This is a genomic window from Plantactinospora veratri, from assembly GCF_036421995.1.
GTDB lineage: Bacteria > Actinomycetota > Actinomycetes > Mycobacteriales > Micromonosporaceae > Plantactinospora > Plantactinospora veratri.
Window position 1 is genome coordinate 158,253 of the sequence record NZ_JAZGQL010000010.1, and the last position, 16,945, is coordinate 175,197.

Annotated in this window: 4 protein-coding genes; all 4 read left to right on the top strand. The window is 74.1% G+C overall.

The window, feature by feature from the left end:
• The first annotated feature begins 25 nt into the window (after positions 1-25).
• The 4 genes from V1634_RS16720 (at position 26) to V1634_RS16735 (ending at position 16,944) form a co-directional block, all read left to right on the top strand.
• Positions 26-799, top strand: coding sequence for a class I SAM-dependent methyltransferase (locus tag V1634_RS16720; protein WP_331208750.1), 774 nt, complete (start codon positions 26-28; stop codon positions 797-799).
• A 113-nt stretch (positions 800-912) separates the two neighbouring features.
• Positions 913-3,528: a penicillin acylase family protein gene (locus tag V1634_RS16725; RefSeq protein ID WP_331208751.1), complete on the top strand. Its 2,616-nt coding sequence runs from the start codon at positions 913-915 to the stop codon at positions 3,526-3,528.
• A gap of 29 nt (positions 3,529-3,557) precedes the next feature.
• On the top strand, positions 3,558-8,918 hold the full coding sequence (locus tag V1634_RS16730; RefSeq protein WP_331208752.1) for an amino acid adenylation domain-containing protein: 5,361 nt from the start codon (positions 3,558-3,560) through the stop codon (positions 8,916-8,918).
• 19 nt (positions 8,919-8,937) lie between these two features.
• Entirely contained in the window at positions 8,938-16,944 is an 8,007-nt protein-coding gene (locus V1634_RS16735; RefSeq protein WP_331208753.1) for a non-ribosomal peptide synthetase/type I polyketide synthase, read from the top strand.
• Position 16,945 lies beyond the last annotated feature (1 nt).

The window sequence follows — 16,945 nt, forward strand, 5'->3', positions numbered from 1 at the left end:
CGCGGCCCGGTGAGAATCTGGTGCCGTGGAATGGGTACGGGACTTCTACACGCAGACCGGCCGGTGGTGGGGAGAGGCGGAGGGGCGCGTCCGGGAGCGGGACCACCGCCGGGTCAGCCTGCTGCACCGGTACGTCGGCGAAGGGCCACTGCGGGTGCTGGAACTCGGCGCCGGCTACGGGACCACCGCGCTCGCCGCCGCGCAGGCCGGACACGACGTCACCGCCGTGGAGATCAGCGACCGGGCAGACCGGGCCGCCGGGCTCCCGGCAGATGCCACGCCGGGCACGCTGACCGTGGTCAAGGACGACTTCTACCGGGTACGGCTGCCGGGAGACTTCCCGGCGGTGTGCTACTGGAACGGCTTCGGGGTCGGTTCGGACGCCGACCAGCGCCGGCTGCTGCGACGCATCGCCACCGAGTGGCTCGCCCCCGACGGCACCGCCCTCGTCGACGTCATGAACCCGTTCGTCTGGGCGCGTTGGGACGGTGACGAGGAGGAGAAGCCGGCGAGACCCGACGACGGCTACCCGTACGCGGTGTCGAACCGTACGGCCTTCGACCCGGTCACCTGCGTGGCGGTCGACACCTGGTGGGAGAGTGGCAGTCCCGACCAGCAGATCAGCCAGTACCTGCGCTGCTACACGCCGGCCGACCTGATGCTCCTGCTGGAGGGCACCGGGCTGCGACTGGATCGGCTGGTGGTCGGCGAGGAGGAGACGCCGGTGGCGCCCTGGCCGGGATCGACCGCCCTGCTGCGCGACCACGACGAGTACGCGGCGGTGCTCCGGCACGGTTAGGTACCCGTGCACGGCACGGGCGGCGGCGGTGCCCGGCACGGGTCACGCCGGTCCACGGTGTGCGCCCGGTTAGACCTGTCTCGATCGCCCGGGGCGTCGTAACCTCCCCGGGCATGAGGATCTCGGCCGCGGCGCTTCGGCGCATCCGTCGGATCGGCCTGTGGTCGGCCGTCGTGGCGGTGGTGGTCGCGATGGCCGCGAGCGGGTTCGCACTGTGGAGCGTCCGGCACCCCTTCCCGACCACCGACGGCGAGCTGCGGCTGGGCGGCCTGACCGCCCCGGTCACGGTGCTGCGGGACGGCAACGGGATCCCCCAGATCTACGCCGGGAACGAGGACGACCTGTTCCACGCCCAGGGCTACGTGCACGCCCAGGACCGCTTCTGGGAGATGGACCTGCGCCGGCACATCACCGCCGGTCGGCTTGCCGAAATGTTCGGGCCGGACCAGGTGGAGACCGACGTTTTCGTGCGTACCCTCGGCTGGCGCGAGTCCGCACGCGCCGAGTGGGACCGGCTGTCGCCGGACGCGCGGCGGCGGCTGCTCAGCTACGCGGCCGGCGTCAACGCGTGGATCGAGGCGAACGGCGGCCGGGACGCCCACCGGGGCAAGGCGTTGCAGTATTCCGTGCTGGCGGTGCTGAGCCCCGGCTACCAGGTGGAGCCCTGGGACCCGGTCGACAGTGTCGCGTGGCTCAAGGCGATGGCGTGGGACCTCGTCGGCAACCTGTGGCAGGAGATCAACCGAGCCGCCGTGGTGCTGGAGGGGCGCAGCCGGACCCAGGCCGAGGAGCTGTATCCGGCGTACCCGAGCGACGCGCACCAGCCGATCGTCCCGACCCGGCCGGCAGCCGGCCCGGAGACCGAACCCCGGCGCAGCACGCCCGCCGGCGGCCTCTCCCGGGACGACCTGGAGCGGGCCCGGGACGGGCTGGAGGCGGTACAGCGGGCGGCGGCGAGCCTTCCCGAGCCGGTCCGTCCGGGCGGTCCCGGTACGGGATCCAACTCGTGGGTGGTCGCCGGTTCACGCACCGTCTCCGGCGCACCCATCCTGGTCAACGACCCGCACCTGGCGCCCTCCCTGCCCGGCGTCTGGTACCAGCTCGGGCTGCACTGTGCCTGCGGATACCGGGTCGCCGGCTTCACCTTCGCCGGGATGCCGGGTGTGGTGATCGGGCACAACGAGCGGATCGCGTGGGGCCTGACGAACCTGCCCACCGACGTGACCGACCTGTATCTGGAGCGGCTCGACGGTGACCGCTACGCGGTCGGGGACCAGTGGCGTCCGCTGGCCGTCCGGGAGGAACGGATCAAGGTCGCGGGCGACTCGGCGCGTACCGTCCGGATCCGGCACACCCGGCACGGGCCGCTGCTCTCCGACGCCTTCCAGCAGCTGCGCGACATCGGCGCGAAGCCGCCGCTCGGTCCGGACGGCGCCCCGGCCGAGACCGCCCAGCCGGCGCCCGGCGGCGGCTACGCGGTCGCGCTGGCCTGGACCGCGCTCGAGCCCGGTCGCAGCATCGAGGCGCTGTTCGCGGTCAACCAGGCCAGGAACTGGACCGAATTCCGCGCCGCCACCGCCCTCTTCGACAGCCCGGCACAGAACTTCGTCTACGCCGACGTGGACGGCAACATCGGTTACCAGGCGGCGGGCGCGGTGCCGGTGCGCGGTGCCGGCGACGGGCGCTGGATGTCGCCGGGCTGGGATCCGGCCTACGACTGGACCGGCCGGCTGCCCTTCGCCGAACTGCCGCACCTGCTCAACCCGGAGGGCGGCGTGATCGTCACCGCGAACCAGGCGGTGACCGGGCCGGACCACCTGCGGTGGCTCACCGCGGACTGGTCGTACGGCTACCGCAGCGACCGGATCGGCGACCTGCTGGCCGAATCGGCGGGCCGCCGGCTCGACCTGACCGACATGGAGCGGATGCTGACCGACGACCGCAACGGCCTGGCCCCCGAGCTGGTCCCGGCGCTGCTGGCCGTGCCGGCGGACCGGCTCGGCGGTGGACCGGCCGCCGGACGGGAGCTGTTGGCTGGCTGGGACTTCCGGCAGCCCGCCGACTGCGCCGACGACGACGGCGCCCGGTGCCGCTCCTCGGCCGCCGCCGCGTTCTTCAACGCGACCTGGCGGCACCTGCTGGCCGGGGTCTTCGACGAGCTGCCCGAGCACGAGCCGCCGCTCGGCGACGACCGCTGGTTCGTGGTCGTGGCGAAGCTGCTCGACCAGCCGGACGCGTCGTGGTGGGACCGGCAGGAGACCGGCCAGGTCGAGCGGCGCGACGACATGCTCGTCGCCGCGATGCGGGCGGCGCACCAGGAGCTGACCGCCGCGCAGGGCGACGAGCCGGACGGGTGGCGGTGGGGCAGGGCGCACACCCTGACCCCCCGGGACCAGAGTTTCGGCGTCTCCGGTGTCGGTGCGGTCGAGTGGCTCTTCAACCACGACCCGGTCCCGGTCTCCGGCGGTACCGACGCGGTGAACGCCACCGCCTGGAACGCGGCGGACGGCTACGAGGTGACCGAGCTGCCGTCGATGCGGATGGCGGTGGACCTTTCCGACCTGAATGCCGCCCGGTGGGTGCAGGTCACCGGCAACTCGGGGCACGCCTACCACCGCCACCACACCGACCAGCTCGACGTCTGGCGTACCGGCCGGATGCTGCGGTGGTACTGGCTGCGCGCCGACATCGAGGCGGCGGCCGAGAACACCCTGACCCTGCGGCCGTAGCCGGGCCGGACGACCGGGAGGAAGGCAACGTGACGGACGTACCAGCCCAACATCGATCGACGCTGGCCGATGTCCTGCGCTGGCGCTCGGAGGAGCAGCCGGAACGACTCGCCTTCGCGTTCCTCGGCGACGAGCCGGACACCGAGGTGCGCTGGGACTACCGGACCCTCGACTCGCGGGCCCGTGCCGTCGCCGCCGCCCTGCGCGACCGGTGCGTCCCCGGCGACCGGGCGCTGCTGCTGCACCCGCCCGGCCCGGAATACGTCGCGGCCCTCTTCGGCTGCTGGTACGCCGGCATCGTCGCCGTTCCGGCCTACCCGCCACGGGCCGGCACCCGCACCGAACGGCTGGTCGCGATCGCCGACGACGCCCGACCGGCCGTGGCGCTGACCACCGCCGCGCTCGGCGACGCCGTCTCGGACAGCTGGAACGGCGCGACGATCGCCACCGACACGCTGACCGACCCGGCCGGCGGGCCCGCGTCCGGCCTGGCGGGCGGAGCGACGGCCGCACTGTTGCAGTACACCTCCGGCTCCACGGCCACCCCCAAGGGCGTCCTGCTCAGCCACGACAACCTCACCGCCAACTCCACGCACATCCGGCGCTCCTTCGCCAGCGGACCGGAGAGCCACGCCGTGGTGTGGCTGCCGCCGTACCACGACATGGGGCTGATCGGCGGGCTCCTCCAGCCGGTCTGGGCCGGCTTCCCGGTCACCCTGATGGCACCCACCGCCTTCCTGCGCCAGCCGCTGCGGTGGCTGCGCGCCATCAGCGACACCCGCGCCGACTGCAGCGGCGGCCCCAACTTCGGGTACGAGATGGCGCTTCGTCGGATCCGCCCGGAGCAGCTCGCCGAGCTGGACCTGCGCGCGTGGCGGGTCGCGTTCAGCGGCGCCGAGCCGGTCCGGGCCGACACCCTCCGCCGGTTCGCCGAGTACTTCGCCCCGTGCGGGTTCCGCGCGGACGCCTTCTACCCCTGCTACGGGCTCGCCGAGGCGACCCTGCTCGTCACCGGTGCCCCGGCGGGCCGGCCACCGGTGAGCGCCCGGTTCGACCGGGACGCCCTGGCCGAGGGCAGAGCCGTTCCGTCCGCCGCCGGCCCCGAACTCGTCGGGTGTGGACGGTCCATGCCCGGCCAGTCGGTCCGGGTGGTGGAACCGCAGACCGCCGAGGTCCTACCGGACGGGAAGGTCGGCGAGATCTGGGTCAGCGGACCGAGCGTGGCACAGGGGTACTGGGACCGGCCGGCGGAGACCGCGCACACCTTCGCCGCCCGACTGGCTGGCGAGACGGGGGAGCGGTCCTGGCTGCGCACCGGCGACCTGGGTTTCCTGCACGACGGCGAGCTTTTCGTCACCGGCCGGCTCAAGGACCTCGTCATCCTGCGTGGCCGCAACCACTACCCGCAGGACATCGAGGCGACCGCCCAGCGGGCCGACCCGGTGCTGCGCCCCGACTGCGGTGCCGCGTTCGGGGTGCCGGTCGACGGCGAGGAGCGGCTGGTCGTCATCCAGGAGGTGGAACGCGGCCGGACGGTCGACCACGCCGCCCTGACGGCCGCCATCCGCACCCGGGTGGCGGCCGAGCACGACGTCGTGCCGTACGCGGTGCTGCTGGCCCGCCCGGCCACCATCCCGCGTACCACGAGCGGGAAGGTACGGCGGCAGCGCTGCCGCGAGCTGTACCTGGCGGGGGAACTCGTCGGGCTCGCCCACGACGTCCTCGAACCCGCCCCGGACGGGGAGGTCGACGAACCCTCCACGGTGACGCCGGCCGACCTCGCCGCCGCCGACCCGCACACCCGACGGCAGATCGTCACCGAGCTGGTCCGGCTCGGCGCGGCCCGGGTGGCGCGGCAGCCGGCGGAGAAATTCGACAGCGCCCGGCCACTCGTCTCGTACGGCATCGACTCGGTGACCGCGGTCGGGCTCCAGCACCGGATCGAGACGGCCACCGGGGTACCGGTCGCCGTCGGCACCCTGCTCGGCGGCGGCAGCACCGACGACCTCGTCGACGAGGTCCTCACCGGCCTCGACGCCACGGCCGGGCCGGCTGCCGAACCCACGACCACCGGCGGCCCGGACGGCGAGCCCACGCCCAACCAGCGGGCACTGTGGACATTGCAGCGGATCCTGCCCGACTCGACCGCCAACAACCTCGGCTGCGCGGTACGGGTCACCGGCGGGCTCGACGTCCCAGCCCTGCACCAGGCACTGCGGGACCTTGTCGAGCGGCACGACGCCCTGCGCACCAGCTACCCGTCCCGGGGCGGCGTGCCGGTCGCGGTGGTGCACGAGGCGCTCGACGGCTGGTTCGGACACGTCGACGTCACCGGCCTGACCAGCACGGCCCTGCTCCAGCGGTGCGCCGACGACGCCGACCGGCCCTTCGACCTCGCGCGCGGGCCCCTGCTGCGGGTGCGGCTCTACACCGGAGCCGGCGACCCGCTGTTGCTGCTGGCCGCACACCACATCTGCCTGGACCTGTGGTCGGCCGAACTGCTCCTGGCCGAACTCGGCGAGCGGTACCGTGCCGCACTCGGTGGGCAGAGCACGACGGACCGGCGGCCCGCGCCGCCGTACGCCGGGTACGCCGCCCGACACCTCCGCGCGGTCACCGGACCGGGGGCCGAGCCGGCCCGGGCGTACTGGGCCGAGCGGCTGGCCGGCGCGCCGCCGCGTACGGTGCTGCCCGCGCCCGGCCTACACCCGCCGGTCCGGCGGTTCCAAGGGGCGACCTGGCACAGTGACCTTCCCGGCGATCTGGTCGGCCGGCTACGTGCCCTCGCGGCAGCCGAGGGGACGACGCTCTTCACCCTCCTGCTGGCGGCCTACACGACACTGCTGCACCGGCACAGCGGCGCGTCCGACGTGGTCGTCGGTACCCCGGCCGGCGCCCGGGTCCGGCCCGGTGACGCCGACGTGGTGGGCTACGTGTCGAATCTCCTGCCGCTGCGCACCACCGTCTCCGGCGAGCCGTCGTTCCGTACCCTCCTCGGCCAGGTCCGCCGCGAGCTGATGGCCGCCCTGGAGCGCCAGGAGTACCCGTTCGCGCTCGTCGCCGACGCGGTCGGCGGCACCCACGACCTGAGTCACGCGCCGGTGTTCCAGACCACGTTCGCCGTCGCCGCCGCCCACCCCGGTGGCGACCCCGCCCTGGCCGGCCTCGTCCTCGGCATCCCCGGCCAGCACGGCCGGCTCGGTCCGCTCGAGGTCGACGCGGTACCGCTGCCCCGGGTGGCCACCCCGTTCGAACTGACGCTGACCGTCGCCGAGACGCCGACCGGCGCGGTCGCCTCCTGGACCTACGACACCGACCGGTACGACGCCGGCACCGTCGAACGGGTCGCCGAGGGTTACGCCACCCTGCTGGCCGCCGCCGTCGACGACCCGGACCAGCCCGTCTCGCGGGTACCGGTGATGCCGGCGGCATCGCGGGAGTGGTTGCTGTCGGTGGTGGCCGGTGACCGCGCTGCGGGTACCGCCGACATCGGTGGTTCCGTGCTGGATCGGTTGGCGGGGGTGGTGGAGTCCTCTGGTCCTGCGGTGGCGTTGACGGATGGCTCGGGTGTGTCGGTGTCGTTCGCTGAGGTGGGGGAGTTGGTTGGTCGGTTGGCGGGGGTGTTGCGGTCGGTGGGGGTGGTGCGGGAGTCGGCTGTGGGGGTGTGTGTGTCCCGTGGGGTGGATCTGCCGGTGATCGTGTTGGCGGTGTGGTGGGCGGGTGGGGTGTATGTGCCGTTGGATCCGTCGTTGCCGGGGAGGCGGTTGGCGGAGATGGCGGAGGCTGCCGGTGTTTCGGTGTTGGTGTCTGCTGTGGACGGGGTGGCGGTGCCGGGGTTCGGGGGTGCGGTGGTGGACGTGTCCGGGGGTGTGGCGGGGTTGGTGGCGGGTTCGGTGGTTGGGGGTTCGGTGGTGGTGCCGGTGGTGCCGGTGGTGGGGCAGGGGGCGTTTGTGGTGTTCACGTCGGGGTCGACGGGTCGGCCGAAGGGTGTGGTGGTGGAGCACGGGGGGTTGTGGAATCGGTTGGTGTGGATGTGGGAGGGGTTTGGTTTTGGGGTGGGGGAGGTGGTGTGTCAGAAGACGAGTGTGGGTTTTGTGGATTCGGTGTGGGAGTTGGTGGGTGGGTTGTTGGCGGGGGTGCGGTCGGTGGTGGTCCCGGACGAGGTGGCACGGGACCCGGTACGACTGGTGGACGTGTTGGGGCGGGAACGGGTGACCAGACTCTGGCTGGTGCCGTCACTGCTGCGAGCGGTCCTGGACGCGGTCCCCGATCTCGGATCGCGGTTGCCGGAGCTGCGGATGTGGGTGAGTAGTGGTGAGGCGTTGCCGTGGTCGTTGTGGCACCGCTTCCACACCGCGATGCCGCACGCCCGACTCTTCAACCTCTACGGCACCTCGGAGATCTGGGACGCGACCTGGCACGACCCGTACGCGAACCCGGTGTCGCCGGTCGCGGCGTCGGTGCCGGTCGGTCGGCCGATTCGGGGTGTGCGGGTGTATGTGCTGGATGGGGTGGGTGGGTTGGTGCCGGTGGGTGTGCCGGGGGAGTTGTGGGTGGGTGGGGTGGGGGTGTCGCGGGGTTATCTGGGTGAGCCGGGGTTGACGGCGGATCGGTTTCGGCCGGATCCGTTCGGGGTGTCGGGTGGGCGGATGTATCGGACTGGGGATCTGGCGTGTGTGTTGCCGGATGGGCAGGTGCAGTTTCTGGGTCGGGTGGATCATCAGGTGAAGGTTCGTGGGGTGCGGGTGGAGCCGGCCGAGGTGGAGGCGGCTCTCGAACGCCACCCCGACGTACGGACCAGCGCGGTGGTCAGCCATCCCGACCCGGCCGGGCGTGACCGGCTGGTGGCGTACGTGGTGCCGGCCGGAGATCGCCGGCCGACCGTCACCGCGCTCCGGGCGTACCTGCACGAGCGGCTGCCCGACGCGTTCGTGCCGTCCACCTTCGTGCACCTTCCCGAGCTGCCCCGCAACGCCAGCGGCAAGGTCGACCGGCCCGCGCTCCCGCCACCCACCGGCGAGCGGCCGCACCTCGACGGCGCCTTGGTCGCCCCCCGCTCCGTGGTCGAGCGCCGGCTCACCGAGATCTGGGCCGAGGTGCTCGGCGTGGACCGGATCGGTGTGCAGGACAACTTCTTCGACCTCGGCGGCACCTCGCTGACCCTGGTCGAGGTGCACGAACGGATCGTCGCGGCGTTCGACGTCGACATGCCGGTGGTCCGGCTCTTCCAGAACCCGACGATCCAGGCCCTCGTCGCCCACCTGGACGGCGGTGCGGCCGAGGGAGCCGACCGGCTGCACCGCGGCGCCGAGGACGCGGCGCGGCGCCGCAGGGCCCTGGCCGGCGGCCGTGCCCGCACCGCCCGGGCCGCCGGAACCGAACCGCAGTGAGCCGATCGCAGGGGGTCTCGTGAACGACACCGACATCGCCATCGTCGGCATGGCCATCCGCTGCCCCGGGGCGGCGGATCTCGACCAGTTCTGGTCCAACCTCCGCGCCGGGGTCGAGTCGGTGAGCTTCTTCGGCGAGGAGGAGCTGGAACCGCCGTCGTACCTGCCGGTGGACCAGAGCGCCGAAGGGTTCGTGCCGGCCGCCGGTGTCCTCGACGGCGCCGACCTGTTCGACGCGGAGTTCTTCGGCGTCTCCGCGTCGGAGGCCGAACTCATGGACCCGCAGCACCGGCTCTTCCTCCAGTGCGTCTGGGAGGCGATGGAGGACACCGGCCACGACCTGACCCGGGGCGACCGGACGGTAGCCATGTACGCCGGCTCCGCCGCCAGCACCTACGGGCTGTCGGTGCTGCGCGGCGCCACCTCCGCCGTGCGCGCCTACCAGGGCGTGATCGGCACCGACAAGGACTACCTGCCCACCCGGGTCTCGTACAAGCTCAACCTGACCGGCGAGAGCGTCGCGGTGCAGACCGCCTGCTCCACCTCACTGGTCGCGGTACACCTCGCCTGCCAGAGCATCCTCAGCGGACAGTCTGAGGTGGCCATCGCCGGCGGCGTCGCCGTGCAGACCCGGCAGCGGACCGGGTACGTCTTCAACCCGAACGCGATCTTCTCGCCGGACGGGCACACCCGGACGTTCGACCGGGACGCCCACGGCACCGTCTTCGGCAACGGGCTCGGTGCTGTCGTCCTGCGGCCGCTGGCCGACGCGATCCGCGACGGCGACCGGGTGTACGCGGTCATCAAGGGCACCTCGGTGAACAACGACGCCGCGACGAAGGTCAGCTACACGGCGCCGAGCGTCGACGCCCAGGCCGCCGTGGTGGCCGGCGCGCTGGCCTTCGCCGACGTCCCCGCCGACACGATCGGGTACGTCGAGGCGCACGGTACCGGCACCGAACTCGGTGACCCGATCGAGGTGGCCGCCCTCACCCAGGCGTTCCGGCGTACCACCGACCAGCGCGGCTTCTGCGCGCTCGGCTCGGTGAAGACGAACATCGGTCACCTCGACGCGGCCGCCGGGGTGGCCGGGCTCATCAAGACGGCCCTGGCGCTCTGGCACCGGGAGATCCCGGCCAGCCTCAATTTCCGCACGCCCAACCCGCGCATCGACTTCGCCGGCAGCCCGTTCTACGTCAACACCGAGCTGCGTGACTGGCCGGCCGGCAGCTCGCCCCGCCGGGCCGGCGTCAGCTCGCTCGGCATCGGCGGCACCAACGCCCACGTGGTGCTGGAGGAGGCGCCGGCCGCAGCGCCCGCACCGGTCCCCGGCACGCCGCCGCGCCCGGCGCACCTGCTGACGCTGTCGGCGAAGACCGCCGAGACACTGCGTACCCTCGCCGACCGGCACCGGGGCCACCTCGCCGCGCACCCGGACGTGCCCGTCGCGGACTACTGCCACACCGCGAACGACGGTCGGGTCGCCTTTCCACACCGGCTGGCCGTCGTCGGCGACTCGGCCGGGGCGCTCGCCGGGGCGCTCACCCGGCACCTCGACGGCACCGGACGCCGGTCCGGCGTCACGGTCGGGCACGCGCCGCGCCGTCCGGCGGTCGCCTTCCTCTTCACCGGGCAGGGGCGGCTGCACCCCGGGGCCGGCGCCGGCCTGCGCGACACCGAACCGGCCTTCCGGACCGCCTTCGACGAGGTGGACGAGGCGCTCCGCCCGCATCTCGACGAGCCGGCGCACCGGTACCTCGACCCGGCGCACCCCGCCTCGGCCCAGCTCGCCGACACCCGGATCGCCCAGCCGATCCTCTTCGCGCTGGAGTACGCGCTGGCCCGCACCTGGCTGCGCTGGGGGCTGCGCCCGGAGGCGGTGCTCGGGCACAGCCTCGGCGAGTACGCCGCCGCCTGCGTTGCCGGCGCCGTGAGCCTGCCCGACGCGGCGCGGCTGGTGGCCGAACGCGGGCGGCTCACCGCCGAGGTCGCCACGGGCGGGCTGATGGTGGCGGTTCTCGCCGAGGAGCGCGACGTCACGCCGCTGCTCACCCCCGGCGCCGGCGGCATCGCGGTGGCGGCGGTCAACGGCCCACGGCACACCGTCGTCTCCGGCGACCGCGCCACGGTCGAGGGGTTCGCCGACCGCTGCGCCGCCGCCGGCCTGCCGGTCCGCCCGCTGCCGGGCGCGGTGCCGTTCCACTCGCCGCTGATGGACCCGATCCTGCCGGCCCTGCGGGCCAGCGCCGCGACCGCCCGGTTCACCGACCCGGGCATCCCGATGGTGTCCGGCCGCACCGGACGGTTCGTCGACGGCGCCGACGACCTGGAGCCGGAATACTGGGCCGCGCAGGCGCGCCAGCCGGTGCTCTTCGCCGCCGGGGTCAGCGCGCTGGTCGAGCGCGGTGTCGAGGTGTTCCTGGAGATCGGGCCCCATCCCACCCTCGCCCCGCTGGGCCGGCGGATCGCCCCCGACCCCGGGTTGACCTGGCTGTCGTCGCTGGACGCCGAGCGCGACCCGACGCAGGCCATGCTCGCGGCGCTCGGCGGCGCGTACGTCGCCGGGGTGCCGGTCGACTGGCGGGCGTTCGACGGCCACCGGCAGCCCCGCCGGGTGGCGGTGCCGAAATACCCGTTCGCGCCGAAGCGGTACTGGCTCCCCGAACCGGAGGCCGCGCCGCTGACCGCCCAGCCGACCGTACCGGGCGGACCCGAGCCGCAGCCGGACGCACGGAAGCCGGAGCCGGGGCCGGAACGAAGGCCGGGCGCGCGAGGGCCGGAGCCGGAGATGGCGGCAGCGGCCGTGCGGGATCCGGCAGCGGCCGTGCACGATCGGGTGCCGTCCGGGCCGGGCGCGGCCGCACCGCACGACGTGCTGGCCCAGCTGCGCGACCTGACCGCGCGGCTGCTGCGGGTCGACCCCGCCCGGGTCGACCCGGGCGCGTCGCTGCTGGAGATCGGACTCGACTCGCTGGTCCTGATCGAGGCGGCCCAGGTGATCGAGTCCACGTTCGGGGTACGGCTCACCGTCCGGCAGTTGCTCTCCGAGCTGACCACGCTGGAGGCGGTCGCCGGGCACGTCGCGGCGCGGCACGACCCGGCCCGGCACCCGCTGCCCCCGGCATCCGAGACGGCTCCGGCGGCTCAGCTGGCGGCAACGCCACCGGCGGCCCGGGCGGAAGCACCGCCAGCGGCGGCTGCCGGGGCGGGGGAGGCGGCGCCGGGCCCCGAGCCCTTCGTACCGTTCCGGCCCATCGTCGTGCGGCGGACCGGCGCCACGTCCGGCAGCCCGCGTGCCCTCGCCACGTTGATCGCCGACTACACCCGGCGTACCGCCGGCTCGCGGCGGCTCGCCGCAACCCACCGCCCGGTGCTGGCCGACAACGACAACCGGGTGATGTCGGACTTCCGGATGGCGATCAAGGAGATGGTCTATCCCATCGCGGCGGAACGGTCCGCGGGCGCCCGGCTCTGGGACGTCGACGGCAACGAGTACGTCGACGTGATGATGGGGTACGGCTCGAACCTGTTCGGCCACTCGCCGCCGTTCGTCACCGACGCGATCCGCGAGCAGCTCGACCGCGGTGTGCACATCGGCGTGCAGTCGGATCGGGCCGGCGAGGTCGCCGGACTGCTGGCCGGACTGACCGGGGCGGCCCGGGTGGCGTTCTGCAACTCCGGCAGCGAGGCGGTGATGATGGCGCTGCGGCTGGCCCGCGCCGCGACCGGCCGGACCAGGGTGGCGATGTTCGCCGGCTCCTACCACGGGATCTACGACGGCACGCTGGGCAGCATGCGACGGCTGCGGCCGGACCTGCCGCCCGCGCCGGTCGCGCCCGGCATCCCGCAACGCATGGTCGACGACCTGGTCATCCTGCCGTACGCCGACGAGGCGGCCCTGCGGACGCTGCGCGCACAGGGCGGCGACCTGGCCGCCGTACTCGTGGAGCCGGTGCAGAGCCGCCGGCCGGACATCCAACCGGGGTGGTTCCTGCGCGAACTGCGGGAACTGACCGCCGGATCGGGAGTGGCGCTGGTCTTCGACGAGATCGTCACCGGGTTGCGGACCCGTCCGGGCGGCGCGCAGGAATGGTTCGGGGTCCGCGCCGACCTCGCCACCTACGGCAAGGTACTCGGTGGCGGCCTGCCGATCGGCGCCGTCGCCGGTGACGCGCGCTTCCTCGACGCGGTCGACGGCGGCACCTGGTCGTACGGCGACGACTCCTTCCCCTCGGCCGAGACGACGTTCTTCGCCGGCACCTTCTGCAAGCACCCGCTCGCGATGGCCGCCGCCTCCGCCATGCTCGCCGAGCTGACCCGGCGGGGGCCGGAGCTGCACGACGCGCTCAACCGGCGCACCGCCGAGATGGTCGAACGGCTCAACGGCTTCTTCGTCGAGGAGGCGGTGCCGATCCGGGTCGCGCACTTCGGGTCACTGTTCCGGTTCTTCTCCACACAGGACATCCACCTGCTCTACTACCACCTCGTACTGCGCGGCGTGCACGCCCGCGAGGGGCACAACGCGTTCCTCTCCGCCGCGCACACCGACGAGGACGTCGACCGGATCGTGCACGCGGTGCGCGAGGGTGTCACCGCGATGCGCGCGGCCGGGCTGCTGCCCGCCGGGGAGGGGCCGGTGCTGCACACTCCGGCGGCACCGTCCGGTAAGCCGGCCCGGGACGACCGGGTACCCGAACCGGCCGCCGTCGGCGCGGACGACCGGGCGCACCCGTCCCACGTCGTGCGCGACGACGACCCGACCTACCCGCTGACCGCGGCACAGCGTCAACTGTGGACGGTCGCGCAGCTCGATCCGCAGGCGTCGGTGGCGTACCACCAGACCAGCGTCCTGCGACTCCACGGCGACCTGGACCTCGACGCGCTGCGCGGCGCGGTCCGCGCGGTGGTGGCCCGGCACGAGGCCCTGCGCACCGTCTTCGACGACGACCAGGCCCGCTGGCAGCGGGTGCTGCCGGCGGCCGAGGTGGACGTGCCGCTGGTGCGGGTCCCGCCCGAACGCGGTGCGGACGTGCCGGCCTGGCTGGCCGAGCGGGAGCGCCGCCCGTTCGACCTGACCGCCGGGCCGCTGGTCCGGCTCGCCGCGGTACCGACCGGCCCGGACGAGCACCTGCTCGCGCTGACCGTGCACCACATCGTCGCCGACGGCTGGTCGGTCGGCCTGGTGCTACAGGAGATCGGGGCCGCCTACACGGCGCGGCGGCGCGGTCAGGCCTGGCAGCCGCCGCCGGCACGGCCGTTCCGGGCGTACGTGACCGAACTGGCCGAGCGCCTGACCGGCCCGGCCGCCGCCGCGACCGAGCGGTACTGGCTGGAGCGGATGGCCGGCCCGCCGCCGGAGCTGGACCTGCCCACCGACCGGCCGCGCCCGGCCGCTCGGACGATGCGCGGTGCCCGGTACACCACCACCCTGGAGACCGACCTGGTCAACCGGTTGCGCGCGGTCGGTGCCCCGGGCGGGTCGACGCTGCTGATGGTCCTGCTGAGCGCCTACCAGGTGCTGCTGCACCGGCTGACCGGCCAGCCCGACGTGGTGGTCGGCGTACCGGTCAACGGCCGCGGCGCGGCGGGCACGCAGACGACCGTCGGGCACTGCCTGGACGTACTGCCGATCCGGGCCACGGTCGACGCCGACGAGCCGTTCACGGCACTGCTGCGCCAGGTCAGCGAGCACCTGCTCGACGCGTACGAGCGTCAGGACCACCCCTCCGGGCTGCTGGCCGAGCGGCTCGGTGTGCGGGTGGACCCGGCTCGTACGCCGCTGTTCCGCACGGTGTTCAACCTCGACCGGACGGTACGCCCGCCGGAACTCGCCGGTCTGCGGGTCGAGGAGGTGGAGCTGCCCGTCGCGCACGCCCAGTTCGACCTCGGGGTCAACGGGGTGGAGTCCGGCGACGGCTGGCGCCTGGACCTCGACTACAGCACCGACGTGCTCGACGAGGCGACCGTGGCGAGATGGGCCGGCCACCTGGTGACACTGTTGCGGGCGGTGGCCGAGGACCCGCGCACGCCGGTGGGCCGGCTGCCGCTGGAGTCCGGGTCGGAGTGGGCCCGGACGCTGGCCCGGTGGAACGGCACCGACACGCCGTACCCGCGCGACCGCACCCTGCCCGAGCTGTTCGCCGCCCAGGTGGCACGGACCCCGGAGGCGACCTGTCTGGTCGACGGCGAGCGCGTGCTGACGTACCGGGAACTCGACCGGCGGACGTCGGCGCTGGCCGCACAGCTGGCCCGGCGCGGTGTGCGGACCGGTCAGGTGGTCGGCGTCTGCCTGCCGCGCGGCGTGGACGCGGTCGTCGCGATCCTGGCCACCCTGCGGGCCGGCGCGGCCTACCTGCCGCTCGATCCGGCGCAGGGCCCGGAGCGGCTCGGCGCGGTGCTCGCCGACAGCGGCAGCCGGCTGGTCGTCACCGACCCGGCGTGGGCCCCACCGGACCTGCCGGTGCCGGTGCTGGACGTCTCGGCCGCCGAGACCGGGGCCGAGTCCGGGGCCGGAACCGAGGCCGAGTCCGAGGCCGACCCGGATTCGGCCGAGGCGGCCGGCGGCCCGGTCGGCCCGGAGGACGCCGCGTTCGTCATCTACACCTCCGGCTCCACCGGCCGCCCCAAGGGCGTGCTGGGTACCCACCGCGCGGTCGTGAACCGGCTGCACTGGTCCTGGCAGACCCAGCCGTACGAGCCGGGCGAGGTGTGCTGCCAGAAGACCGCCGCGACGTTCGTGGACTCGGTGGCGGAGCTGTTCGGACCGCTGCTCGGCGGGGTGCCCCTGGTGGTACTGCCGGCCGAGGTCACCGGCGACCCGGCCGGGCTGGTCCGGGCGCTCGCCGCGCACCGGGTCAGCCGGATCGTCCTGGTGCCGTCCCTGCTCCGGGTGGTGCTGCACATCCTGGAGGGGACCGGTGAGCGGCTGCCGGCGCTGCGCCGGTGGACCGTCAGCGGCGAGGCGCTCACCGCCGACCTCGTGACCCACTTCCGACGGCTGCTGCCGGACGCGACGCTGCTCAACCTCTACGGGACGACCGAGGTGATGGGTGACGCCACCGGCTACCAGGCCGGCGTCGAGGCCGGAGCGGTGCCGATCGGGCGACCGCTGGCCAACACCCGGGTGCAGGTGCTGGACCGGGCCGGGCAGCGGGTGCCGGTCGGGGTGGTGGGCGAGCTGTACGTCGGGGGTGACGGCCTGGCCCGTGGCTACCTGAACGCCCCGGCGCGGACCGCCGAACGCTTCGTCCCGGATCCGTTCGGCCCGCCCGGCACCCGGCTCTACCGCACGGGTGACCTGGCCCGCTGGCGGGTGGACGGCCAGTTGGAGTACGTCGGGCGCACCGACCACCAGGTGAAGATCGACGGCGTACGGGTGGAGCCGGCCGAGGCCGAGAGCGCACTGCACGCCCACCCGGCGGTACGCGCCGGCGCGGTCGTCGCCCGGCCCACCGCCTCGGGCGGACACACCCTGGTCGCCTTCGTCGAGCCGCACCCCGGAGCCGACCCGGCCGGGATCGCCGACTTCCTGCGCGGCCGCCTCCCCGGTTACCTGGTGCCGGCGGCCGTCGTACCGGTGCCCGCGCTACCGCTCACCACCAGCGGCAAGGTGGACCGCGCCCGGCTGCACCGGTTCGAGGTGCCGGAACCCGGCGGCGACCCCGTGGCGCCGCGTACGCCGGTCGAGGAGGCGCTGCACGACATCTGGACCGATGTGCTGGGCCGGCGGCGGGTCAGCGTCGAGGCGAACTTCTTCGACCTCGGCGCCACCTCCCTCAACCTGATGCAGGTGGTGGCGCGGATCCGGACGGTCCTCGGTGTCGAGATCCCCGTTCGGGACCTCTTCACCGCCGCCACCCTGGCCGGGATGGCGGAGGCGGTGGAGTCCGCCCTGCTGGCCGGGGCCGCGCGCGACGACGGCGTGGCGGACCTGCTGGCCCAGTTGGAGCGGATGACCGACGAGGAGGCCGAACGCGAGCTGAACGGTTCCGCCGCAGCACGGACGAGTCAAGAGGGGACGAGCTGAA